This window comes from Photobacterium carnosum (assembly GCF_002849605.1).
In the GTDB taxonomy this organism is placed as follows: Bacteria; Pseudomonadota; Gammaproteobacteria; order Enterobacterales; family Vibrionaceae; genus Photobacterium; species Photobacterium carnosum.
This window is the reverse complement of the sequence record NZ_NPIB01000025.1, coordinates 51,538-74,537: the sequence shown is the minus strand read 5'-3', so window position 1 is coordinate 74,537 and position 23,000 is coordinate 51,538. Positions and strand designations below refer to the sequence as shown.

The window sequence follows — 23,000 nt, the reverse complement described above, 5'->3', positions numbered from 1 at the left end:
CATGGCTGGTGAGTTTAAGCTTGACGATTTCATCTCATTTAACATGGGTCTAGAAGACATCAACAAGTCTTTTGAGCTACTACACGAAGGTAAGAGTATCCGTACGGTTATTCACTTCGATAAGTAAATACTTATCATCATCTCAACGCATAGCAATATGCGTTGAGATTGTTTTATGTTCACTTGTTCAATACCATACGCTAATGGATTAGCAATTAACTTATTAACGATATTATTTTTGTTTTACTTATACTTTATTTGGATATAAATCCAGATCATCGTTAATTGAGAATGGCATTTGCCACGCTCTGGCATTTTATGTCAGAGCGTTTTTATTTTTACACTACCCTTTATATTTAATACATTTCTTGGATTAGGCACCTGATATAATTAATAAGCCTTTTAATACCAAGTTCTTCTTTTTATATTCTCGTTACGAAACGAACACCGAACAGAGACCTTTTCCATGAACCGTCGTCTATTCAAATCGTTACCTTTCCAATTAATGGTTGCTGCTCTATTTGCATGGGGTCTTGCCTCTCTTTTACCCTTACAACCTAGCTTTGAGCACTCCACAACCTTTAAATTACTAATGTTAACTAAAACAACCTATATCGGCTTACTCAAGATGCTGGTTGGTATTGTGGTATTATTCTCATTATTACAGGGAATTACTAGCATAGGCTCAACTTCTCGTTTAAAAACATTAGGTTATAAAACGATCGCTTTCTATAGCTTAACCTCAACCCTCGCGATCTGTTTAGGCCTTGGGGTCTCACTTGCAATTCCTAAATGGCCACACCTAATTGATATAGCACAAGTGACAATCGGAAGTCATATTCAATTGATTGATAATAGCGCCTCTTCTGGTGGTGCTATTGCCGAGAAATTATTTAGTATGGCATTAGTCAATCCATTTCAAGCACTTGCAACGACAAATTTATTAGCCATTGTTGTATTTTCACTATTATTAGGCATTGCCTTATTAGCCAGTTTACCGCCTAAGCACCCTGTTTTTGAGCTTATTTCAGGGCTCAATATTGCGATTAACCGAGTCGTCTCTGCGATAATCAAACTTGCACCTTTGGCTGTATTTGCGATTGTATTTCAATTTACAGCTCAAAGTGGTAATAGCATTTTTGGTGAATTAGCACTCTTTGCTTTATTGGTCTTTTCATTAACGTTAGTTCATGGTGGCATCGTATTACCATTACTGGCGAAATTGTTCACAGGGATTAAATATTCAACATTATTTCGCGCCCTCTCTGCTCCAATGGCAATGGCATTTGCGACATCATCAAGCTCTGCTACATTGCCGTTATCATTACAAACAGCGCAAGAAGATTTAGGTATATCGCAGCCTACCAGTAGTATGGTATTGCCGTTAGGTTCGATCATGAATATGGATGGAACAGCTCTTTTTGAAGGGGTTGCGGCCATTTTCCTAGCCCAACTTTATGGTATAGAGCTAGGAACATCAGGACTTATTATGATTTTCATTATGGCGATGGTGTCATCAATTGGCGCACCAGGTATGCCATCAGGATCAATGTCAGGCATGCAACTCGTACTACTTGCTGTTGGTATTCCACTAGAAGCTATCGCCATATTACTGATTATTGAACGCCCATTAGATACTTTTCGTACTGCCGTTAATGTTGAAGGGGATTTAATTGCCGCTTTAGTGGTTGATAAATGGCAAAGCCAGTCAACAAAAGTGTGATCTAGGTCTTTTTTAGCATCTTATCTGCTTTTGTCATCACTGCTAAATATTACTTTGACAGTAAAAAAATAGTGCCATAATATCAACACATAAGTACAACGTTTTACTACAAGTTAATCCGTTATACTTATTAAAATTTTAACATCCTTTATATCAATAGGGTCCTGTGCACTTAAAACAGACGATATAATGGAGCAATAGGAAGCTCAAGGACGATGTTAATTCACTAACATTAAAGAATAATCAATCAATTAGTAGGATTATTCTTTATCTAATAATGAGTTAATAGGCCGTTTTATGATAAAAAAATTCTTACAAGCATTCGGATTCAAAAATGCTGAAATTAAATCTCGTCAATTACGAGAACGACTAGAATTTGCTGTCCAGCAGAATCTCGGTCAACGTGAAGCTCGCGCTAATCGTGACCACCAATAAAATCTTTTTATCCCAAATAGTTAAATATATTGACGAGCTTTAGCACGAGCAACAACAATAAGGCGATTAATAAGTACCTTTTGTTTAGCCGTGCCAGCTTGCTTTAATTCTCGTACAATACGTGTTACTTCTGTTTCTAAATACTTCACTGATTTCGTTTGCACCATACTACGAATCAATTTCTCTGATTTACCTGGAATCGGTTGCTGTAATGCCCATTCATAGCTATATACACTCTCCCCTGCTGCATTTGGCTCTGGTTGCGAAATAGAGGCAGGTTCTGGTGGTGATTGCATATCATCAATACGAGCCAAACGACGATAATACCCCTGCACCACAGATGATTTATGGTATGGCAATTCACCATTATGATATAACTTAGGACCGATTTCCTGGGCTACATCTGCTTTTGATTCAATAATAAATTGGCTGGCATTTTTATCTTTACGAACATAATGATCTTTCTTGGTATTCTCAACCGTATAATATATTTTAGCGCTATGCTTAGCTCGCGTTATCGCCACATAAGCAAGCCGACGTTCTTCTTCCGTGTCAGCCGAAATACCCAATGATGATCGGTTCACATAAGGAAACGCTTCTTTATCCCAATAAGGTAAATATACCTGACTATACTCACACCCTTTGGCTCTAAAAATAGTCGTTAGTTGTACGCTATTATTGTTATCTTGCGACTGATTTTCAACAACTGACTGTTGAGTATAATATTCAAAATACTGTAAGGCTTTATCACAGTTTTGATCCATTGATTCTAATACTGTTTCAACACTGTCTAAGCGTTCAACCGCTTCTTCTATTTCTGTTGCGGTTGCTTCTGTTTTCCAAATCCAATTATCAAGCTCGCTGTCACGACGATATTGCTTATAAACCACCAGCGCTTTAAAATTACCTTTGCGTTGCAGCATTAATAGCAACTCAATACGATCACTGAAGGTTTCTAAATTAAGTGTCGGTTGAATCTTTTCGGTTTGCTTTATTAAACGAAGCCACTCATTACTTGGTCGTTGTGCTAAAGACTCACATAATGGTCGTAAGCTTTTATTTGGTACATAACAGTGTGGAAATGATAATAAGTTAAACAATAAATTGGCTTTATCATTATCAGCTAATGTCAAAAAACGCCCCGTTGCTAATATCATAATATCCATTAACAACTTTACTTCACGACTATGTGTTAACACCGAACCGATCGGCATATGGTAAGGTATTTTCTTAGTTAAAAATGCTAGCTCAAATAACATTGCTTGTGACCAACGCCTAACCAAAATAGCGACCTCTGCAGGTTGCCCACCTTTTGAAATAAAATCAGCGACTGATTGTGCGATTTCACCCACTTGCCGCGCCGTACCAATCACTTCAACAGACGTATCTGCCACGGATTCATGGGCGATAGTTTGAAAGTCGTGAAACCGCTGTTTATTATTAGCAATTAAATGACTCGCAGTTAATGCTAGGCTATGACCAAATCGAAATGTATGCGATAAGCTATACGTTGTTGCGGGTGCAAAATCTTGTTCAAAATTAAGCATAAATTGTGGCGCACTGCCACGCCATTTATAAATACACTGATCGACATCCCCCACAGCTACTAATTGTGCTTGTGGTGATAATAGTAATTTCAATAATTGATATTGTGCGGTATTTATATCTTGGAATTCATCAACTATCATAAATTGAATACGTTGGTGATAGTAAGCCAATAAAGCATGATCATTTTTTAATAATTGAATTGTTTCCACCAGCCAATCATCAAAGAATAGCTGTTTACGCTCTTTACGTACGGTTTCAAAGTTCCAAAAAGCGTCAACAATAAAGGCATATTCTCGGTTAATTTCTGAAATATCAAAGACTTCTTTTGGTGGCAGCATATGTGCTTTTACTAATCCAATAAAACTCATTAACAATTCAATAGTACGAGGATCTTTAAACGTCTGTTGCTTTTGATACGATTTTTCTTGTGCCGCCATTTGACGTAATACAAGTTTAGCAATGGTTTTATCACTGTCACCATTATTAAAATCGATTTGATAGCCCGTCGTGGACAGATACCCCGACTGCCTTAATAACTGAAAACAAAAACTATGAAAAGTATGAACAGGTACACGTGCTGCCATCGGAATTTGAACTAATTTTGCTTTAAAATCAGTACGGATATCACGATTAAACATGAGCACTAACATATTGTCAGCAACAATGGTCTGTAATTTATGTTCAACAACCCCTATTAGCGTTGTTGTCTTACCCGTTCCAGCGCCAGCCACACACAGTGCATTACCTGACTGATGATGAATAAAAGCAGTTTGTTCAGCTGTAAAACGGGTCATTAAAAATACTCAGTAAGACAATAAATGCATAGCAGGCGAGTATAACAATTGCCATCTGAAGTTTAAATCGTAAACCCACTATTACTGTCAGTGAACACAAATGTAGCATTGGTCTGTTTCTATCTGTTAGAATTTGGGCTAATTTTGAATGGCACAATGCTATTTACTGACCCTATGACCGTATATATCGGTGTTATAACGACTAAGAACTGCACATGTTAAAAAATAAAAGCTTCATGACTAATGCCCTCTCTCTTCTACTTTTATTTATTGGTTATATTAGCAATCAACATATTATTCTTTATTGTGGCTTATTTGCCTTTTCAGGTGCATTAACCAACTGGCTTGCCATTTATATGTTATTTGAAAAAGTACCTGGGCTTTATGGCTCAGGTGTTATTCCTGCTCGTTTTGAAGCATTTAAAGCGGCAATAAAAGCATTAATGATGGAACAATTTTTCACTCAACAAAATATTAGTCGTTTTTTAAACCAAGATACCGACCAATCAACATCACTTGATATGCAGCCAATTATCAACAAGATTGATTTTGCACCAACATTTGATTCATTACTTGATGTCATCATGAACTCATCATTTGGTGGCATGATCACCATGATGGGGGGGCCAGAAGCAATGGAACCTTTACGTGAACCATTCATCGCAAAAATGAAAGAGTCAGTAATAGACATCAGCCACCAAGACAACTTCAAAATTGCACTTAAACAACAATTAATCAAACCTGAAACATTGCATGATATTGAAGATAAAATTGAAGATATTATTGACCAACGTTTAAATGAACTAACACCGAAGATGGTTAAAGAAATGGTTCAAAAAATGATCAGCGAACATCTTGGCTGGTTGGTTATTTGGGGCGGTGTTTTTGGTGGTGTCATCGGTATTATCTCTGCACTTATCACGGGCTAATCAAAACATCTTCTACTACCTAGTTGCCGTATTCTTTTTAAATAGTATGCGGCTGCTATACTCATTTGACCCTCTACTTATTTACAGCGTAATTTAGTCACATCCATTATAACAAAATCCAAACTGATTCTTTTTTACTCACTTACTTTCATTAATTGCACTAAAAGTGTGATAAATATTGAACTATGATAACTAACAGTGATAAATACCTGTATATGTATCCAGTTGGAACTCATTTTTCTTGGCAAATTTCTCAACCCACTTCACGATTGCAGCAATTGTCAGTGGCTTAACAGCAACCACACTGTTGTCTGCTGATCATATTAGCCCTAGCATTGCACTATGGATGACCTTTTTTGGCACCATTGGTGGACTTTTACCTGACATAGACTCAGACCATTCAACGTCGATGAAAGCCTTGTTTACGCTCTTAGCGGGGTTTTGTTGTTTTCTGCTCATTAGCCACATCTACACTCATGTGGCAATGTTAGAACTGATTCTGTATGTCGTATCATTATTTATTACAATTCGTTATTTTGGCAAAGCCGTATTTGATCGTTGTACCGTTCACCGAGGCGCATGCCACTCTATTTCATTTGTTAGTCTCATTGCTTTATGTTGTGTCAATATTTGCGCATTACTCGGTCACACGGCAACAGATAGCTGGTTTGCGGGTGGGTTTGTGTTACTTGGTGGTATCGTGCATTTAGTCTTAGATGAAATATACAGCGTCGATCTGTCAAATAAACGCTTTAAATCATCATTTGGTACGGCACTTAAACCGTTTGCCTTTACCAAACCATTTATTAGCCTTGCTCAAATTATCATTATTGTTATCTTGTTTGAATTAGCACCAAGCTATGACGGTGCTTTGCACGTTGTCACTAATTGGAGTCATTTTCAATTCACTCCTGACTGGTTCAATATAAACGATACTAAACAATGGTTCTTACACATGTTTTATATTACACCTCGTGATCTACATGCCTTTTATCAACGTTTTTAATCCCCAATAAAACACTATCTCATGATGTAAAGTATGGTATTCCACTACCATACTTTACATTTAGTACTATTTTAAAACAAAAAGCAATCGTTTGCTTTTTTACTGGTAGTCCAAGATTTAACCGCGTATTATGCTAAAAAAAATGAGTACTTAAAATAAATTGGATCTTAAGTATTCGGTATTTCGATGTCATCATTTTGAAATAGGAATTTCACCATGAACCTTGCAGATCAAGTTCTTGCCGTCAATGACGACCTTCCCATTCGTACTGATAAACCCGTTCATAGTGGAAAAGTACGCTCTGTTTATTGGTTAACAGAAGCTGACAGTCGTCGTCTTATTCAACAAAAAGGCTACAACGTTCAACCTGATGCGCCTCTCGCAATTATGATTATCAGTGATCGTATCTCTGCATTTGACTGTATTTGGCATGGTGAGGGGGGGTTGAAAGGCGTTCCAGGCAAAGGAGCTGCACTCAATGCAATCTCAAACCATTGGTTTAAACTATTCAAAGACAATGGATTAGCTGATAGTCATATTCTTGATATTCCCCACCCCTTTGTCTGGATTGTACAAAAAGCAAAACCAGTAATGGTGGAAGCAATTTGTCGTCAATATATTACAGGTTCAATGTGGCGAGCATATACGCAAGGTGAACGTCAATTCTGTGGTATTCAACTACCAGAAGAATTGAAGAAAAACCAAAAATTACCACAATTACTAATGACCCCGTCAACCAAAGGTATTCTAAAAGATATTCCAAATGTACCTGAAGCTGACGATGTTAATGTGACTCGTGAAGATCTCATCAATAACTACCAAGCCTTTAATTTCCGGAATACTGATGATATTAATTATTACGAAAAACTATTAGCCGATGGGTTTACCGTAATTAGTGATGAATTAGCTAAATTAGACCAAATTTTTGTCGACACTAAATTTGAATTTGGCTACGTCACAGATACGAGTGGTAATGAAAAACTTATCTATATGGATGAAGTCGGTACACCAGATTCATCACGAATTTGGGATGGTGTCGCTTATCGTGACGGACAAATTATTGAAAATTCCAAAGAAGATTTTCGTCAAGTCTTACTTAATTATTTTCCAGATCCAGATATTTTATTAAATAAAGAACGCATGCCTGAACGTTTTGCATTAGCCGCAGACAATGCTCTGCCTCAAGATATATTAATGCAGATATCTAAAATCTATACGGGCATCGCTGAGAAAATAACAGGAAAGCCGATAACGCTAAGCCAAGATCCTAAAACTGAAATTATTGATATTTTACGCAGTGAATATCAGTTAATTGATTAATATTCATTCGAGAGCTATCTAATAGCTCTCTCTTTTCATCCTTTCCCATTAACAACTTTATTCATATCACACCTTAAATATTATTTTATTCACATTTTTATTTGTAATAGCTTTAACGAAATGCACCACCTGTCACCTACCTCTTAATTTAAAATCAATATTCCCTATGAATAGCACCACAACAACCAACAACCACACCCAGAAAACCCTAATAAACCAAACAAAAATATAACATCGCCACAATTATGCTCTCCATTTTTTGTAATAATCACTCTTAAATAATAATTAAATTACACATATTTGCTTTTAATATTAACAATTCAGTTTGAATTCAAAAAATACTATTTTAATAACAGAATAACGCATTTATTAATTGAATAAGTATAGCTGTCTACTTTATGATCATGTTGTTATTAGAATTGATATATCTATTTATAAAAAATAACTTTTACCTTTACATAAATTTTAGGAGGTTTTATGAGCAGTATTACTGATTCTACTGCCAAGAAAACACGTAGCCGCGAATGGAAAATGTTCCTTTTTATTACCATTTTCCTGTTCCCTATTTTAAGTGTCATTTTCGTTGGCGGTTATGGTTTCACAGTCTGGATGTTGCAATTGTTTATTTTTGGTCCTCCCGGTCACGGTGGTTGATCCTCTACTTCACGCTGCAAGCATCATTTAAAGAGAAACAATAATGAAAGCATTTTTAAAAAAAGCTTGGCTAACCCTATCACGCCCAAGTGTTCACATTAGCCTTGGTGTTCTAACCCTTGGCGGTTTTATTGCAGGTATTATTTTCTGGGGCGGATTTAATACTGCACTTGAAAAAACCAATACTGAAGAATTTTGTGTAAGCTGCCATGCCGATAATGTCGTACCTGAATACGTTAATACTATTCATGATAAGAACCGTTCAGGTGTTCGAGCAACCTGCCCAGATTGTCATGTACCCCATGATTGGACTGATAAGATATCTCGTAAAATACAAGCAAGCAAAGAAGTGTTTGCTCACTTCGCTGGTGTTATTGATACCCCTGAAAAATTTGAAGATCGCCGTATCGTGCTAGCACAGCATGAATGGGAGCGCTTTAAAGCAAACGGTTCACAGGAATGTCGTGATTGTCACGATTATAAAGGCATGGATTTTGAAAAAATGTCCCCTGTTGCGCGTGTTCAAATGAAAAATGCAGCAGAGCGTGATCAAAGCTGCGTAGATTGCCATAAAGGTATTGCTCATCACTTACCAAAAGATATGGATACCAGTGGTGGCATGGTGTCAGAGTTAGTCCAACTTTCTCATGGTACTGACTATAGCAAGGGCGAAGAAGTTTATAGCATTCGCTTCCTTCCTGTTTACGAAGATAAAGCGATGACAATTGAAGCCGGTATTCTAAATCCAGCTTCTGGCGTAAAAGTTATCGATGAAACTAATGATGCAATCGAAGTAGAGATTGCCGGTTGGCGTAAAGATAAAGGTTATGGTCGCGTGATTCAGGAAGATTTTGGTATGAATATTCCGGTTGCTTCTCTACTTAAAGAATCAGCACAAAACGATAAAGTGGTTGATAAGTATGAAGAGAAAGTTGATGACCTAACTGGTCTTCCTTGGCAGCGTGTTACTGCCACAGTATGGATGCCTAAAAATTCATTAGTCAATGACATCACACCAGTATGGGCTCAGGCAAAAACAGCGTATACCACTAACTGTTCAGTGTGCCATACCCAACCGGCTGAAAGTCACTTTGATGCAAACACATGGCCGGGGATGTTTAACGGAATGTTGGCATTTGTAAACTTTGACCGTGATAGCGAAGCCATTGTATTGAAGTACTTACAAAAGCACTCTTCTGATTTTTCTAATGGCCAACACTAAGCATTGATGGAGTAAATACTATGTCAGTATCAAGACGCTGTTTTCTAAAAGGCCTAGCCACAACAAGTGCGGCCACTGTGATTGGCCCAAGCCTACTCGCCTCTGCAAATGTATTTGCTAATGATGAGATATCTCAAGGCACATGGCGCTATTCTGGCTCTCACTGGGGTGCATTCCGTGCTCAGATCTATGCGGGAAAAGTACAACAAATTGAAGCGATTGAAATAGATAAAAACCCAACTGAAATGCTCAATGGCATTAAAGGCATTATCTATAACCCATCACGTGTTCGTTACCCAATGGTACGTCTAGAGTGGCTTAAAAAACACAAGTTTAGCGGCGAGACTCGCGGTAACAATCGTTTTATTCGTGTGACATGGGATGAAGCCTTAGATCTGTTCTACCGTGAACTTGAGCGTATTCAAAAAGACTACGGTCCATGGGCGCTCCATGCGGGTCAAACAGGCTGGCGTCAAACGGGTCAGTTCCATAGCTGTACTAGCCACATGCAACGTGCTGTCGGCATGCACGGTAACTACATTACTAAGGTTGGCGACTACTCAACAGGTGCTGGTCAAACGATCATGCCTTATGTACTAGGTTCAACGGAAGTATATGCTCAAGGTACGTCATGGTCTGAAATTTTAGACAACAGTAAAAACATTATTTTATGGGCTAACGATCCGGTTAAAAACCTCCAAGTAGGTTGGAACTGTGAAACGCATGAGTCTTACCCTTACCTTGAGCAACTAAAAGAAAAAGTAGCGAAAGGTGAAATCAATGTTATTTCGGTTGATCCGGTTAAAAACAAGACCCAACGTTACCTAGAAAATACCCATCTTTATCTTCACCCTCAAACGGATGTACCGTTTATGCTGGGTGTGGCGCACACGCTTTACACTGAGAATCTTTATGATAAAGAATTCATCAAGATGTATTGCTTGGGCTTTGATGAATTTATTGGTTACGTAACTGGCGACACCAAAGATAACGTTGAAAAAACACCTGAATGGGCTGCTGAAATTTGTGGCGTTCCCGCCGATCAAATCCGTGATTTTGCCCGTATGCTAGTTAAAGAGCGTACTCAAATTCTGTTTGGTTGGTGTATTCAGCGTCAAGAACATGGCGAGCAACCTTACTGGATGGGTGCAGTTATTGCTGCGATGGTAGGACAAATTGGCTTACCTGGCGGTGGTATTTCTTATGGTCACCATTACTCAGGTATTGGTGTTCCATCAACAGGTTTTGCAGCACCCGGTGGCTTCCCACGTAACGTAGATGAAGGTCAGAAACCCAAGTGGGATAATAATGATTTCAATGGTTATAGTCGTACCATCCCTGTTGCACGTTTTGTCGACTGTATTTTAGAGCCGGGTAAAGAAATTAAATACAACGGCTCTAAAGTAATTCTACCTGATTACAAAATGATGGTGATCAGCGGTAACAACCCTTGGCATCACCACCAAGATCGTAACCGCATGAAGCAAGCATTTCAAAAATTACAAACCGTTGTTACGATTGATTTTGCATGGACGGCAACCTGTCGTTTCTCTGATATTGTGCTACCTGCATGTACTCAGTTTGAACGTAACGATATTGACGTTATGGGCTCATATAGTGGTCGTGGCTTAATCGCAATGCAAAAATTGGTTGATCCGTTATATCAATCAAAAACTGACTTTGATATTTTCACTGAATTATCACGTCGTTTTAATAAAAATAAAGAATACACCCGTGGCATGGATGAAATGCAATGGGTTCAAATGCTGTATAACGATTGCCGAAAAGCCAACGCTGGCAAATTCGACATGCCGGAATTTGATGTTTTCTGGAAACAAGGTTTTCTAGATTTTGGCACCGGTAAGCCATGGGTTCGTCACGCTGATTTTAGACAAGATCCAGAAATCAATGCGCTAGGTACACCATCAGGTTTCATTGAAATATCCAGCCGTAAAATTGCACGTTATGGCTATGAACACTGTCAAGGCCACCCAATGTGGTTTGAAAAAACAGAACGTTCGCATGGTGGTCCAGGCTCTGATAAACACCCATTCTGGATGCAATCTTGTCACCCTGACAAACGCTTGCACTCACAAATGTGTGAATCAGATGAGTTACGTGCAACCTATACCGTCCAAGGCCGAGAGCCGGTGTACATCAACCCGAAAGATGCCGCAGCAAAAGGCATTAAGAATGGCGATGTTGTACGTGTATTTAACGATCGCGGTCAATTACTTGCAGGTGCTGTTGTCACAGACAGCTATCCACAAAGTGTCGTTCGTATCGAAGAAGGCGCATGGTACGGCCCATTAAATGAAAAGATTGGTTCGATTGATACCTATGGCGATCCAAATACTCTAACCATGGATATTCCAACCTCCGAATTAGCACAAGCAACCAGCGCCCAAACGTGCTTGGTGAGCATTGAGAAATTCAAAGGCGAATTACCACCTGTAACGGCCTTTGGTGGGCCAATTGAAGTGAGTTAATCACAACAATAGTATACAGAGCCCCTTTCATCATCATGGTGTCGGGGGTTTTATTTATCATCATGTCATATTCCAGCCCCCCTCCAGCCAGTTAAAAAAAACATAATCTCGCCAAAAACGTTTTATAAACAAGCAAATTATCGCTAATGGGTTATTTTTCAGTAAACTTATTGTTCATATATTGATCAATTCAAAAATGTAAGCGAAAATAACCTTATAGGCATGGAGGTTTATAACAATTGTATGTTTATGGATATTTGACTTTAAAGGTACAGAATATGTCAGGTTTCGCCTACCCTCACACTTGCCCATTAATTGATAAACAAATAGGTCGAGCAAAAGGTGATTTAACAACCTATGCCCGTGATTTATTACGTTCTTATAATATTGAAATCAGCGGTAAAGAGATGCTGCTTGCTGGTGAAGAGTTATTTAGCGCACTGAGCGATATTTTTGAAAAAACACGAAAAACAAATGAAGATATGCGTACAGAAGCTCATAAGCAAATAGTGGCGCTTGAAGCTGAAAATATGGAATTACGCGCATTACTCTATTGCCAGCGTATGGCGAGTTAAATCTAGATTCTTCATAATACATCACGCATAAAAAAAGCCACCGCAAAACGGTGGCTTAATCATATCGATTACTTAGACATTATACGTCGTAAGTAGTAGATGCTGTATTACCGCCAGTACCCGTCCAGTTCGTATGGAAGAACTGACCACGAGGCTGATCAATACGCTCATAGGTGTGAGCACCGAAGTAGTCACGCTGCGCTTGAATCATGTTCGCTGGTAAGCTAGCTGTTGTGTAGCCATCAAGGAAAGTTAATGCTGATGTCATTGTTGGCATTGGTAAGCCAATTTCCATCGCTTTTGATGCTACTTTACGCCATGCTGGCATGCTGCTTAATAGAATATCTTTAAAGTAAGTATCTGAACCTAGGAATTTAATTTCTGGGTTTGTATCATATGCATCACGAATATTACCTAGGAATGCACTACGGATAATACAACCACCACGCCACATAAGTGCTACGTTGCCGTAGTTTAGATCCCAGTTAAACTCTTCTGATGCTTCACGGATTAACATAAAGCCTTGTGCATAAGAGATGATCTTTGATGCAAGTAGTGCTTGACGTAATGCATCAACCCACTCTTTCTTATCACCATCAATCTTAGCAATTGTCTTACCAAATAAGCTTTCTGCTTCAACACGTTGCTCTTTCATTGAAGAAACACAACGTGCAAATACTGCTTCAGTAATAAGTGTTAGTGGAATACCCAAATCTAGTGCATTAATACCGGTCCACTTACCTGTACCTTTTTGGCCCGCAGTATCAAGAATTTTTTCAACAAGAGGCTGACCATCTTCATCTTTATAACCAATAATTTCAGCTGTAATTTCAACTAAGTAGCTATCTAACTCAGTCTTATTCCACTCTTGAAGAATAGCTTGCATTTCATCATGAGACAGCTCTAAACCAGACTTCATGAAGTGGTATGCTTCGCTGATTAACTGCATGTCACCGTATTCGATGCCATTGTGAACCATCTTAACAAAGTGACCAGCACCATTTTTACCCACCCAATCACAACAAGGCTCACCAGCTGCTGTTTTTGCAGAGATTGCTTGGAAGATAGGTTTAATTACAGGCCATGCTGCTTCAGAACCACCAGGCATGATTGAAGGACCAAAGCGTGCACCTTCTTCACCACCAGAAACACCAGAACCTACGAATAATAAACCTTTCGCTTCAAGTTCTGCGACACGGCGGTTAGTGTCTGGGTAGTTTGAATTACCACCATCAATAATGATGTCGCCTTTATCAAGCAGTGGTACAAGCTTATTTATAAATGCATCAACAACATCACCAGCACGTACCATTAACATGATTTTACGTGGTGATTCCAACTTAGAAACTAAATCTTCTAATGACGTAGCACCGATGATGTTAGTGTCCTTTGCAGGACCTTCAAGGAATTCTTCTACTTTAGAAACGGTACGGTTAAACGCAACAACTTTAAAACCATGGTCATTCATATTAAGGATCAAGTTTTGACCCATAACCGCTAAACCAATAACACCAATATCGCCTTTCATATTATTCTCCTTGTGCTAGCAACGTTGCAGCTGCTGCATCTAAATACCATTCTGTTTCGCCATGAGAGGCTTTAATTTTTGCTGCCGGATAAGCAAGTTCATCCGACGGTGTACTATTTATTTCAGATAAGACCTCAGCCTTACTTTCACCCAATACCAAATACGTAATACGGTCAGCATTTTCAAGTAAACGTACCGTTTTTGAAATGCGTTGCTGACCACTTTGTGGTTGAGTGGCAATCACTGCTAATGCAGGATCATCAAAATTAGTCTGATGTGGAAATAAAGAAGCAGTATGACCATCGCCACCCATGCCTAATAAAATCCAATCAAATGCAGGTAAACCTTGTTTATGTGGAATTACTGCATCCATTTCTGCGGCAAAACGTGCACATTCAGCGACAGGCTCTGCTTCACCACGAATACGGTGGATGTTCGCAGCTGGAATTATAATGTGCTTGAATAACAATTCATTCGCTTCGCCAAAATTACTTTCAGCATCGGTTGGCGCAACGCAACGTTCATCGCCCCACCAAAAATGAAGATTCTCCCATTGAATATTTTCAGCAAAAGGCGCTTGCGCTAACGCTTTAAATAACAATTTCGGAGTACTTCCACCTGATAATGAAATATGTACCGCTTGAGATTGTAAGCTTATCGCTTGCATCGTTTCAGCAAGAGAAATCACTACATCGTGTGGCGTCGCAAATACTTTATAATTCATCATGCTTATAACTCACAATAATCAGTATTAGCCAAGTTTTTACAAGGGAAACGCCATTGACGACTATCATTCATTAATAGTTCATCCGCTTCTTTTGGTCCCCATGTTCCAGCAGCATAACCAAATAAATGCTCAGGTTGTTCTTTATAATCGAGAATCGGTTGTACGAACTTCCAACATGCTCTTACTGCATCAGTACGTGCAAATAATGTAGCATCCTGTTTCATACAATCTAACAATAAACGCTCATAAGCAGTCAACATATTCATTGATTCAAGTTTGTCATAATGGAAATCCATTGACACTTCTTGAGATTCAAAACCTGCACCTGGTTTTTTAAGGCCGAAGCTCATTAAAATACCTTCATCAGGTTGAATACGAATAATCAATTTGTTCTCTGGTGCATTTGCGCCAAAGACTGGGTGCGGTGTTTTCTTAAAGTGAATGACAACTTCAGTAACTCGCGTAGGTAAACGTTTACCCGTACGAACATAAAACGGCACCCCGTTCCAACGCCAGTTTTCAATAAACATCTTCATACCGACATAGGTTTCAGTACGAGATTCATCATCAACACCGTGCTCTTGACGGTAACCTGGAAGGTGTTTACCACGAACATCAGATTCAGTGTATTGACCTAACACTAAATGGTTAGTCAGATCATCTTCTGATAATGGTTTAAAGCTTTGCATCACTTTAACCACTTCATCACGGATAGAGTCAGCATTAATTGCTGCTGGTGATTCCATACCAACCATTGCGAGTACTTGCAATAAGTGGTTTTGGAACATATCACGTACAGCACCCGCGCCATCGTAATAACCACCACGATCTTCAACGCCTAACGCTTCAGATGCTGTAATTTCAACGTAATCAATAAAGTTACGGTTCCATAATGGTTCAAACATACCGTTTGCAAAACGGAAAACTAATAAGTTTTGTACCGTTTCTTTGCCCAGATAATGGTCAATACGGTAAATTTGATGCTCTTGGAAACATGCGTGAATCTGCTTATCTAAAGAAATAGCTGATTCAAGATCATAACCAAATGGCTTTTCAACAATCAGATTTTTCCAACCGTCAGCTTCATCGTTAAGACCGTGAGCCGCAAGACATTCAGGAATAACACCATATAGGCTAGGTGGTGTTGCAAGATAAAAAACCGCATTACCTTGAGTATGATGAGTATCTTTGAATATGTCTAAACGTTGCTTTAATACTGTATATTGATCAGCATCTGAAGTATTCAATGCTTGATAATATAAATGCTCGCAGAACTCCGTTAATATCGCTGCATCTGTCTTTTCATTTTCTTCTAATGCAGAACGCAGTTTATCACGAAATTCCTGATCGCTATATACCGTACGACTAACACCTAAAATAGCGAAATCTTCTGGCAATAAACCATTAGCGTATAAATGATAGAACGCAGGAATCAATTTTCGATGAGTCAAATCGCCTGACGCACCAAAAATCACAATTGCGTTATTTTCTGGTTTAACCATGTCATGTTCCCATTTATTTACAGATCATTCGATCTGGTATAGCAATCAATTGCTTGGTATAACGGGCTTTATTATGCCGTAATTTTCAATTTGTTCTCTGTTTTTCGTGATAAAAATTGAAAATTTTTGTTATACCTTAATTATCATTTTAGCTAATTAGTAAATCCAATCTGTAGCATTTATTGCTAATGTATTAACATATCAGACAATTTAGCACTGTTTATATTTTCTATACTGCGTATGTTAACAATTATTGGCGACAGTGATAGACGAAAAAACCTATTAATTTGATAGGTTTTTTCGTTGATATAATAGATTTAAACATCTAACCACATTCGACTAAATTCTATAAAACCGCTCAATTGTGAAGACAATTTCAGGCTAATGCAATCGATTACTTGGTGGCAAGCAAAGAATTAAACATCGTCTGCTACATTTTTCATCATATCTTCTGAATATTTTTATTACGACGGCATTAGCTCAATGCTTGATAAGCGACACAATGGCGGTTATTATGCCCGCAATTTCAGCCACCTTACTTTTGGTGGCTTTTTCGTTATTAAGCGTATTCATTCAACAATGACAACGCTAATATTACATAGCAAACAGGTTATCCCATGTCTAAATTTTTCTTTAAAGGCCGCATCGAAAAAAAACCAAAACACAGCAGCTGTGGCTATAACACAAAGCGTGAAAATAAGCTTGGCACGGAAACCAACCCACTCACACTGATTGTGAACACAGAAGCACGCCAACAAGAACTAGAAGTAGAACTTGCAGAACAACAGCTTTTTGCATCATTTACAATCAATGCTGACGTTGAAGAAGATATTACAGAATTAACGGCAACATTAAACAAACCAATAACGACAATGTTTGACAAAACACCTAACCGTAATGACCTTTGTTCATGTGGCAGCGGCAAGAAATACAAAAAATGTTGCGGTAAGTAAAACCTCACATAAAAACAGGAGCCTCAGTTCCTGTTTTATTCTCCCCTAAATAATGGTACCTACTGCAAAAATATCGCATTTAGGTATACAATCCCGCCACAATTTCTAAAGTAGATGTACATATGAGCAAAAAAAGTCAGGGTTACTCTTGTGTAGGCCTTTTTAATCCCAAAACGCCTGAAAATGTCGGCTCTGTTATGCGAGCAGCGGGCTGTTATGGTGTCAACTCTGTCTTTTATACTGGCACTCGTTATGATCATGCAGCGCAATTTTGTACTGATACCAAAAATGCTGCGCTTGATATCCCTTTAATTGGTGTTGAAGATCTAAAAGCTATTATTCCTGTCGGCTGTGTACCGGTTGCCGTAGATTTAATTGATGATGCGAAGCCATTACCTGAATATAAACACCCAAAACGTGCGTTTTATATTTTTGGTCCTGAAGATGGCACATTAAAAAAAGAAATCACTGATTTTTGTCGTGAAACAATTTATGTTCCAACAAAAGGTTCAATGAATTTAGCAGCGGCGGTTAATGTGATCTTATATGATCGTATGGCAAAGGGTAGTAATTACTCGAATCATAAATAAGCCTCCGACATTCAAACCACTGCAACATCTATGTATATTGCAGTGGTTATATTACTACTGTTTAATACCCGTAGTTTCATAGAAATGATGTTTATCTTTATACATCGCTTTATCTGCAACTAAAAAAATCTGCTCTACTGAGTATTGATCAGTACTGGCATACCCAACAGCAAAATGAATTTCAACACGTTTTCCATCAGGCAAATAGGCATAATTAATTTGATTGCGTACTTTTTCTAACCGACGCCATAAAATGCTACAACTTTCAGAATCGCCTGCTTCTAAAATAATTGCAAACTCATCCCCACCAAGCCGATAAACTTTATCCGTCACTCGAGAAGTTTTAACTAATAGTTTACTTGTCTCAATTAATAATACATCACCCATACTATGACCATAACAATCATTTGCTCGTTTTAGGCCATTAACATCCAATATAAACACACCAAAATGTCGCTCTGGATAACGATTAAATAATTGAATATGCTCGTCTAAATCTAGATCAAAAGCCTTTCTATTCGCTAATCCTGTTAATGAATCAGTAACCGCTATTCGCGCCAGCTCTTCATTTAATAACCGGCCTTCTAATTCAATTGATAATTGGCGAATAAATAAAGAAATCACTTCAAAGTCATCATGTTCTAATGCCATATATTGCATTACTATTATACCTGTAATGTCATTCTGACTATTTTTAACTTTAAAACAATGCAAATATTCACCATTACTTGGCACACGATAATAATCGCTATAATGACTTTCAGGCTGTATATCTTTATTTTCTAAACGAGACTGAACTATATTTTCACAGGCCCATATACCTTTATTATCGGCATAATTTTTCATTGCCCAACCAGCCATGGGATATAAAGCTACCACTTGTGTCATTACCGTTTCAATAATATTCCCTGATTGAAGCTCATGGCTAAACGATAATAATGATTGCAACATCGAACGTCGATTTTTTTCTCGTAATAATGAACGACTAAGTGCTAATGTTTTCTCTTTAACTTTTTTTTCTAATTGATCATTAAAATTAACTAATTGTAAGTTCGCTTGTTCTTTTTCTAAATATGCAATATTTAATTCTTTATTTGTCGTGGCCAAATTTGCCATTTGAGCTTGAATCGTTTTTGCCATATTACGAATGAGTTGCTCAACCATTAAAAATTCAGCAAAACGTAATGTTTTATTGGCGCTTTTATATTCACCGTGGGAATAAGCTCGCACCACATCCATCAATCCACTTAATGGTCGAGCAATCCAACGATAGATCAACCCCGCACTAAAAAGTGACAGTAAAATAATAATTCCACCAAATAATGTTATATATTTCAATGAATTAATATACGGATTCTCTCCAATATATTTACCCATATACACTTTCATTATGTATTCAATAGGTTCTGAAATATACTTATTTTCTAATTTGATCTTTATTGTTTTATGTATTGTCGGTGTTTTATTATTTATAACACCTTGAGTAATAATGATATTATTTATATCATCAATATTATTCACACTTCCTCTGTCATTGTTGTGGAAAACTACTTGTTCTCCATCTTTCAAATAAGGCCGTAATACTTTAATAATATTTTCTATTGGTACAACAACAATTAAATATCCTAATGGTTCTCGTTTTAAACCATTTGTCATCGATTGAAAAATAGGTACTCCAACGACGATCCCTCGACGAGTGGGATTAAATTTAAATGGCATTAAATCTTCACCATTATAATAAAAAACCCATTGTCGTCCGTTATTATTTTGATGAGATAAACGATAACTAAGTATATCTTTTAATTTAAAAAAAGAAGATAAGCCACGAATACCATTATAACTTTCAATTTCAGCCCATTGATCATCAACTAAATAAGCAGCTTGAATTAATGGTGCATTTTTAACTAATGTACCTAAAGAAGTATTAACATGACCCGCAAGAAAAAAGTTATCAATAGCTTGAACAAATAGTCTATCACGTGATAGTACATCTAAACTTGTTGATAGTAATGAAAATCGATAATCAAATTCTTGCTCAATCGTTTTAGATAATCGGTCTAGCATATCAATACGATAATTCTCTTCCACATCTGATTGTTGTTTTAAAAGTAACCCACCAACAATCGCAGCAGGTACAACAGCAATAATTAACATTAATAATGCTAATGATGATTTTAAGCGTAATTTCATCAATTATGATCCAAAGATTGAAGCTGTTTTATCGCCATTTTTTGCATATGTTCCGCAGTATATTCAGCGGTTGCTCCAGCTTTATAATGTTGAAAACCAATCGCTATAGCCTGCCATGAAATAGCCATGTTCATCATTGATGGCATCGGTTTCGTTAATGCCATTTGATTAAACATAATTAAACTATCACCCTTTGCTCTTACTTTAAGTTGCTTATAATACGCCATAGATATAGGTAATAAATGCGCTTTTTCATACACTGCCTGCTGATTGCTTAATTTCTGAACAAACTTTGCAAAACTCTTAATTACTTTCTGCTTATCTTTTAAGCGAAGTGAACAACTAGGAATAGCCAAAACAAATGTACTTGCCATTGGATGCATTGTATTACCATTGACCTTAGGTAATACAGCAACGCCTAAGTCATCACCCAACATCACTTTTAAATCATGATATGCCCAATCACCATTAATAGAATAAGCACTTTTACCTTCAACAAAATCACGCTGGGAACAACGGTAATCACAATGTCGATCAATAATGCCTTGATCTGCCAATGAACGGTAATATTTTAAAGCTTTAACCATTGCTGGTGTATTAAGAGTGATTTTTCCATTAGCAATAGGCCAGCCATTAAATACCGATAAAAAGGGCATAAAATAATACATATCATTATAATTCCACCCTATTGGTATAATATTTTTAGCCAGCAATTGTTTTTTTATTTGAATAAGCTCTTTAAAATCTGTAATCGGTTGTGTCACATATTTTTTATTATAATATAAAAGTAAAAAATTACCTTGAATCAGAGGTATTCCCCAATACTTTCCGTCTAATTCTACAGAAGCTTTTACTCTTGAACTTAGTTCTTCTTTATACCAATCACCAGGAATAGACGATAAATTCATCATTTTATGCAATCCTAAAAAATCAGAAGGAATAACAATAAAATCAGGTAAACCACCATCTTGAGCACTTAATAAAATTTCTGCTTTTATCTCTGATGGATCAAGTTGTACAATTGAGATGTTAACATCATGTTTTTTTTCATATACCTTTGCCATTACTGTTAAGAAATCACGATTCTGATGTGAAGACCAAATAGTTAATGTCTGTGTTGCTAATACTGTTTTTGAAAATAAAAGTATGAAGAACAAAAAAGAAAACTGGAAAGTATTTAATAACTTATCAGACATTATTTTGATTATAACCAGATGCATATTATGATATGTTTTGTTTGACATATAAAAACTCGAAGTAAATAAATCTCATTTAGATAAATTGTTATATTAATAAAAATTATAATGCTTAATATCTATTGTAAGCTAAAAATAAACCTTTAGTATTAAACTACTCACACTTAATTAATATCAATACAGAAACAATAAATACCATGAATATATATTTTAAAGCCATATTACCTTTATCTTTATTGTTCGTCGTTGCTTGCGAGTCAAACGTAAATGCATCACCCCAAACAATCAAAGAAATAAGTATATTCCATAAAAAAAACATTCGCCAATCTACTGCAACCAAGACAACAGAAAATCATAAAATGATTTCTTTCGCAAAACAATATCTCGGAACACGTTATGTTTGGGGAGGAATTACACCGAAAGGGTTCGATTGTTCAGGATTTATTCAATACGTATATAAACATTTTGATATTTACATCCCCAGAACAACAGCTAGCTATACCCAACTATTTGATAAATCAACACCATTAAAAAAGGCAAAAGTCGGTGATCTTATTATTTTTACCGGTACAAATTTAAAAATAAGAAAACCCGGTCATGCAGGAATAATTACGGAAGTAAAACCAGGCAGACTTAAATTCATTCATAGCTCATCATCTAAAAAACACTTTGGTGTCACTGAAACAAGCTATTACCAAAGCGGCTACCCAAAACGTTTTTTAACCGTAATAAAAATGCCAAATCCATCAAAAAGGGAGTCTTAACACTCCCGTCATTGTTATCTTTAAGGTACAACACATTCAGTTAATAACCGTAAACAACCGTACTTTGTTAACCAATCATATTGCTGCTGATCTTTTACTAAAAAACATCCAGAGTAATTCAAAGCATTAGTAAAAATATCACCAATATGATTCGTTAGCCGAGGGATCACTAACATCCAATGCTGAGTTAATAAAATATTATAAGGTAAACATTCTATAGGCTCGTTAATATTTAACGTCACTTTTTTAGGTGTCAGTCCTAGATCATGCATTGCAGCCAAATAGCAAAAATAGGTCTTTTCACTGTTGATACGATCAAAAGTAAATAATTTATGCCTAAACGGTAGCTTGCCCGATAAAATCATATTCTCTAACGGCATTACGGTTTTTATTAACTGCATATGTCGATGACGTTGGCTCGCACCCGCCTCTGATGCTGAGTTAAAAAAACCAAGGACATTGGGATAAGTAACACCCTGAATCCAAGCTGAAAAATCATAAAGATCAAGTAAAGATGATTGCTTAACAAATTCTTTGCTACAAATCAGCAAATGAGGCTCACCAACTGGATACTTATTTAATAGACACACATGCTCATGACCTACAGTATCAACAAACATTTGTTCATCATAAGGCAAGAATGGATTACTTTGTGTCAGTCCTTGTTGCATTTTTTTAGTAAAATTATCATTCATGATCTTAATAAAAAAATCAATTCCCTGCTCAGAAACAACTGAGCTCATGGTCGCAATAGGCAGCAATACTTGTGCTTCTCTTGCATTTTTAGCAACTGTTAAAGCTTTATCCCATAGCATCTACAAATACCTGCAACCATTCTAATCATTAGAAAATAGA

19 protein-coding genes and 1 pseudogene are annotated in these 23,000 nt (G+C 37.0%); 13 read left to right on the top strand and 7 right to left on the bottom strand.

Translation table 11 applies throughout. The annotated features are described in order from the left end of the window. The 3 genes and pseudogenes from CIK00_RS16945 to CIK00_RS21360 form a co-directional block, all read left to right on the top strand. A pseudogene (locus CIK00_RS16945) lies at positions 1-127 on the top strand (S-(hydroxymethyl)glutathione dehydrogenase); the annotation flags it as partial. Between the two features lie 339 nt (positions 128-466). Next, positions 467-1,723 carry a dicarboxylate/amino acid:cation symporter gene (locus tag CIK00_RS16940; RefSeq protein WP_101769831.1) on the top strand — a complete coding sequence of 419 codons (1,257 nt, stop codon included), beginning with the start codon at positions 467-469 and terminating at the stop codon, positions 1,721-1,723. Between the two features lie 297 nt (positions 1,724-2,020). Then, positions 2,021-2,158 carry a hypothetical protein gene (locus CIK00_RS21360; protein ID WP_167388574.1) on the top strand — a complete coding sequence of 46 codons (138 nt, stop codon included), beginning with the start codon at positions 2,021-2,023 and terminating at the stop codon, positions 2,156-2,158. A gap of 20 nt (positions 2,159-2,178) precedes the next feature. On the opposite strand, the gene CIK00_RS16935 is transcribed toward CIK00_RS21360, so the two are convergent. Further along, complete coding sequence (locus tag CIK00_RS16935; protein WP_101769830.1) at positions 2,179-4,500, bottom strand: ATP-dependent helicase; 2,322 nt, start codon at positions 4,498-4,500, stop codon at positions 2,179-2,181. 215 nt (positions 4,501-4,715) lie between these two features. Here CIK00_RS16935 and CIK00_RS16930 point away from each other — a divergent pair, with 215 nt between their 5' ends. From CIK00_RS16930 to CIK00_RS16900, 7 genes are all read left to right on the top strand, one after another. After that, complete coding sequence (locus tag CIK00_RS16930) at positions 4,716-5,429, top strand: DUF445 domain-containing protein (RefSeq protein WP_101769829.1); 714 nt, start codon at positions 4,716-4,718, stop codon at positions 5,427-5,429. Between the two features lie 241 nt (positions 5,430-5,670). Beyond that, the gene (locus CIK00_RS16925; RefSeq protein WP_101769828.1) at positions 5,671-6,435 is read left to right on the top strand and encodes a metal-dependent hydrolase; all 765 of its coding nucleotides are present in this window, start codon (positions 5,671-5,673) and stop codon (positions 6,433-6,435) included. A 216-nt stretch (positions 6,436-6,651) separates the two neighbouring features. After that, entirely contained in the window at positions 6,652-7,755 is a 1,104-nt protein-coding gene (locus CIK00_RS16920) for a phosphoribosylaminoimidazolesuccinocarboxamide synthase (protein ID WP_101769827.1), read from the top strand. 477 nt (positions 7,756-8,232) lie between these two features. Next, positions 8,233-8,409, top strand: a complete 177-nt coding sequence (gene torE, locus CIK00_RS16915) for a trimethylamine N-oxide reductase system protein TorE (RefSeq protein ID WP_101769826.1) — start codon at positions 8,233-8,235, stop codon at positions 8,407-8,409. A gap of 43 nt (positions 8,410-8,452) precedes the next feature. After that, positions 8,453-9,631, top strand: coding sequence for a pentaheme c-type cytochrome TorC (gene torC / locus CIK00_RS16910; protein WP_101769825.1), 1,179 nt, complete (start codon positions 8,453-8,455; stop codon positions 9,629-9,631). Between the two features lie 20 nt (positions 9,632-9,651). Further along, positions 9,652-12,120: a trimethylamine-N-oxide reductase TorA gene (torA, locus tag CIK00_RS16905; RefSeq protein ID WP_101769824.1), complete on the top strand. Its 2,469-nt coding sequence runs from the start codon at positions 9,652-9,654 to the stop codon at positions 12,118-12,120. 278 nt (positions 12,121-12,398) lie between these two features. Beyond that, a complete protein-coding gene (locus tag CIK00_RS16900; protein ID WP_101769823.1) occupies positions 12,399-12,695 on the top strand; it encodes a hypothetical protein in 297 nt (98 codons plus the stop codon). Between the two features lie 79 nt (positions 12,696-12,774). Here CIK00_RS16900 and gnd read toward each other — a convergent pair whose 3' ends face one another. Genes gnd through zwf form a run of 3 tightly spaced genes read right to left on the bottom strand, consistent with a single transcriptional unit; the run spans position 12,775 to position 16,452 of the window. After that, positions 12,775-14,223, bottom strand: coding sequence for a decarboxylating NADP(+)-dependent phosphogluconate dehydrogenase (gnd, locus tag CIK00_RS16895; RefSeq protein WP_101769822.1), 1,449 nt, complete (start codon positions 14,221-14,223; stop codon positions 12,775-12,777). Position 14,224: 1 nt separating this feature from the next. Further along, on the bottom strand, positions 14,225-14,950 hold the full coding sequence (gene pgl, locus CIK00_RS16890; RefSeq protein ID WP_101769821.1) for a 6-phosphogluconolactonase: 726 nt from the start codon (positions 14,948-14,950) through the stop codon (positions 14,225-14,227). Positions 14,951-14,952: 2 nt separating this feature from the next. Further along, positions 14,953-16,452, bottom strand: a complete 1,500-nt coding sequence (zwf, locus tag CIK00_RS16885; protein WP_101769820.1) for a glucose-6-phosphate dehydrogenase — start codon at positions 16,450-16,452, stop codon at positions 14,953-14,955. Between the two features lie 617 nt (positions 16,453-17,069). Between zwf and CIK00_RS16880 the strand changes: the two genes are divergently transcribed. Both CIK00_RS16880 and CIK00_RS16875 read left to right on the top strand, forming a co-directional pair. After that, a complete protein-coding gene (locus CIK00_RS16880; RefSeq protein ID WP_101769819.1) occupies positions 17,070-17,405 on the top strand; it encodes a PBPRA1643 family SWIM/SEC-C metal-binding motif protein in 336 nt (111 codons plus the stop codon). A gap of 122 nt (positions 17,406-17,527) precedes the next feature. Continuing rightward, positions 17,528-17,995: an RNA methyltransferase gene (locus CIK00_RS16875; RefSeq protein ID WP_101769818.1), complete on the top strand. Its 468-nt coding sequence runs from the start codon at positions 17,528-17,530 to the stop codon at positions 17,993-17,995. 54 nt (positions 17,996-18,049) lie between these two features. Here CIK00_RS16875 and CIK00_RS16870 read toward each other — a convergent pair whose 3' ends face one another. After that, positions 18,050-20,185 carry a diguanylate cyclase domain-containing protein gene (locus CIK00_RS16870; RefSeq protein WP_233426574.1) on the bottom strand — a complete coding sequence of 712 codons (2,136 nt, stop codon included), beginning with the start codon at positions 20,183-20,185 and terminating at the stop codon, positions 18,050-18,052. Then, positions 20,185-21,381 (bottom strand): sugar ABC transporter substrate-binding protein, encoded by a 1,197-nt coding sequence (locus CIK00_RS16865; protein WP_101769834.1) that lies wholly within the window; start codon positions 21,379-21,381, stop codon positions 20,185-20,187. Before CIK00_RS16865 ends, CIK00_RS16870 begins: the two co-directional genes overlap by 1 nt. A gap of 197 nt (positions 21,382-21,578) precedes the next feature. Between CIK00_RS16865 and CIK00_RS16860 the strand changes: the two genes are divergently transcribed. Continuing rightward, positions 21,579-22,145, top strand: a complete 567-nt coding sequence (locus CIK00_RS16860; protein ID WP_101769817.1) for a C40 family peptidase — start codon at positions 21,579-21,581, stop codon at positions 22,143-22,145. Between the two features lie 20 nt (positions 22,146-22,165). Here CIK00_RS16860 and CIK00_RS16855 read toward each other — a convergent pair whose 3' ends face one another. Continuing rightward, on the bottom strand, positions 22,166-22,960 hold the full coding sequence (locus CIK00_RS16855) for an ATP adenylyltransferase family protein (protein ID WP_101769816.1): 795 nt from the start codon (positions 22,958-22,960) through the stop codon (positions 22,166-22,168). Positions 22,961-23,000: the final 40 nt, after the last annotated feature.

Bases quoted from the DNA above. Each gene is read 5' to 3' on its own strand.
- CIK00_RS16940 (WP_101769831.1), top strand. From the start codon at position 467: ATGAACCGTCGTCTATTCAAATCGTTACCTTTCCAATTAATGGTTGCT.
- CIK00_RS21360 (WP_167388574.1), top strand. From the start codon at position 2,021: ATGATAAAAAAATTCTTACAAGCATTCGGATTCAAAAATGCTGAAATT.
- CIK00_RS16935 (WP_101769830.1), bottom strand. From the start codon at position 4,500: ATGACCCGTTTTACAGCTGAACAAACTGCTTTTATTCATCATCAGTCA.
- CIK00_RS16930 (WP_101769829.1), top strand. From the start codon at position 4,716: ATGTTAAAAAATAAAAGCTTCATGACTAATGCCCTCTCTCTTCTACTT.
- CIK00_RS16920 (WP_101769827.1), top strand. From the start codon at position 6,652: ATGAACCTTGCAGATCAAGTTCTTGCCGTCAATGACGACCTTCCCATT.
- torE (WP_101769826.1), top strand. From the start codon at position 8,233: ATGAGCAGTATTACTGATTCTACTGCCAAGAAAACACGTAGCCGCGAA.
- torC (WP_101769825.1), top strand. From the start codon at position 8,453: ATGAAAGCATTTTTAAAAAAAGCTTGGCTAACCCTATCACGCCCAAGT.
- torA (WP_101769824.1), top strand. From the start codon at position 9,652: ATGTCAGTATCAAGACGCTGTTTTCTAAAAGGCCTAGCCACAACAAGT.
- CIK00_RS16900 (WP_101769823.1), top strand. From the start codon at position 12,399: ATGTCAGGTTTCGCCTACCCTCACACTTGCCCATTAATTGATAAACAA.
- gnd (WP_101769822.1), bottom strand. From the start codon at position 14,223: ATGAAAGGCGATATTGGTGTTATTGGTTTAGCGGTTATGGGTCAAAAC.
- pgl (WP_101769821.1), bottom strand. From the start codon at position 14,950: ATGATGAATTATAAAGTATTTGCGACGCCACACGATGTAGTGATTTCT.
- zwf (WP_101769820.1), bottom strand. From the start codon at position 16,452: ATGGTTAAACCAGAAAATAACGCAATTGTGATTTTTGGTGCGTCAGGC.
- CIK00_RS16880 (WP_101769819.1), top strand. From the start codon at position 17,070: ATGTCTAAATTTTTCTTTAAAGGCCGCATCGAAAAAAAACCAAAACAC.
- CIK00_RS16875 (WP_101769818.1), top strand. From the start codon at position 17,528: ATGAGCAAAAAAAGTCAGGGTTACTCTTGTGTAGGCCTTTTTAATCCC.
- CIK00_RS16870 (WP_233426574.1), bottom strand. From the start codon at position 20,185: ATGAAATTACGCTTAAAATCATCATTAGCATTATTAATGTTAATTATT.
- CIK00_RS16865 (WP_101769834.1), bottom strand. From the start codon at position 21,381: ATGTCTGATAAGTTATTAAATACTTTCCAGTTTTCTTTTTTGTTCTTC.
- CIK00_RS16860 (WP_101769817.1), top strand. From the start codon at position 21,579: ATGAATATATATTTTAAAGCCATATTACCTTTATCTTTATTGTTCGTC.
- CIK00_RS16855 (WP_101769816.1), bottom strand. From the start codon at position 22,960: ATGCTATGGGATAAAGCTTTAACAGTTGCTAAAAATGCAAGAGAAGCA.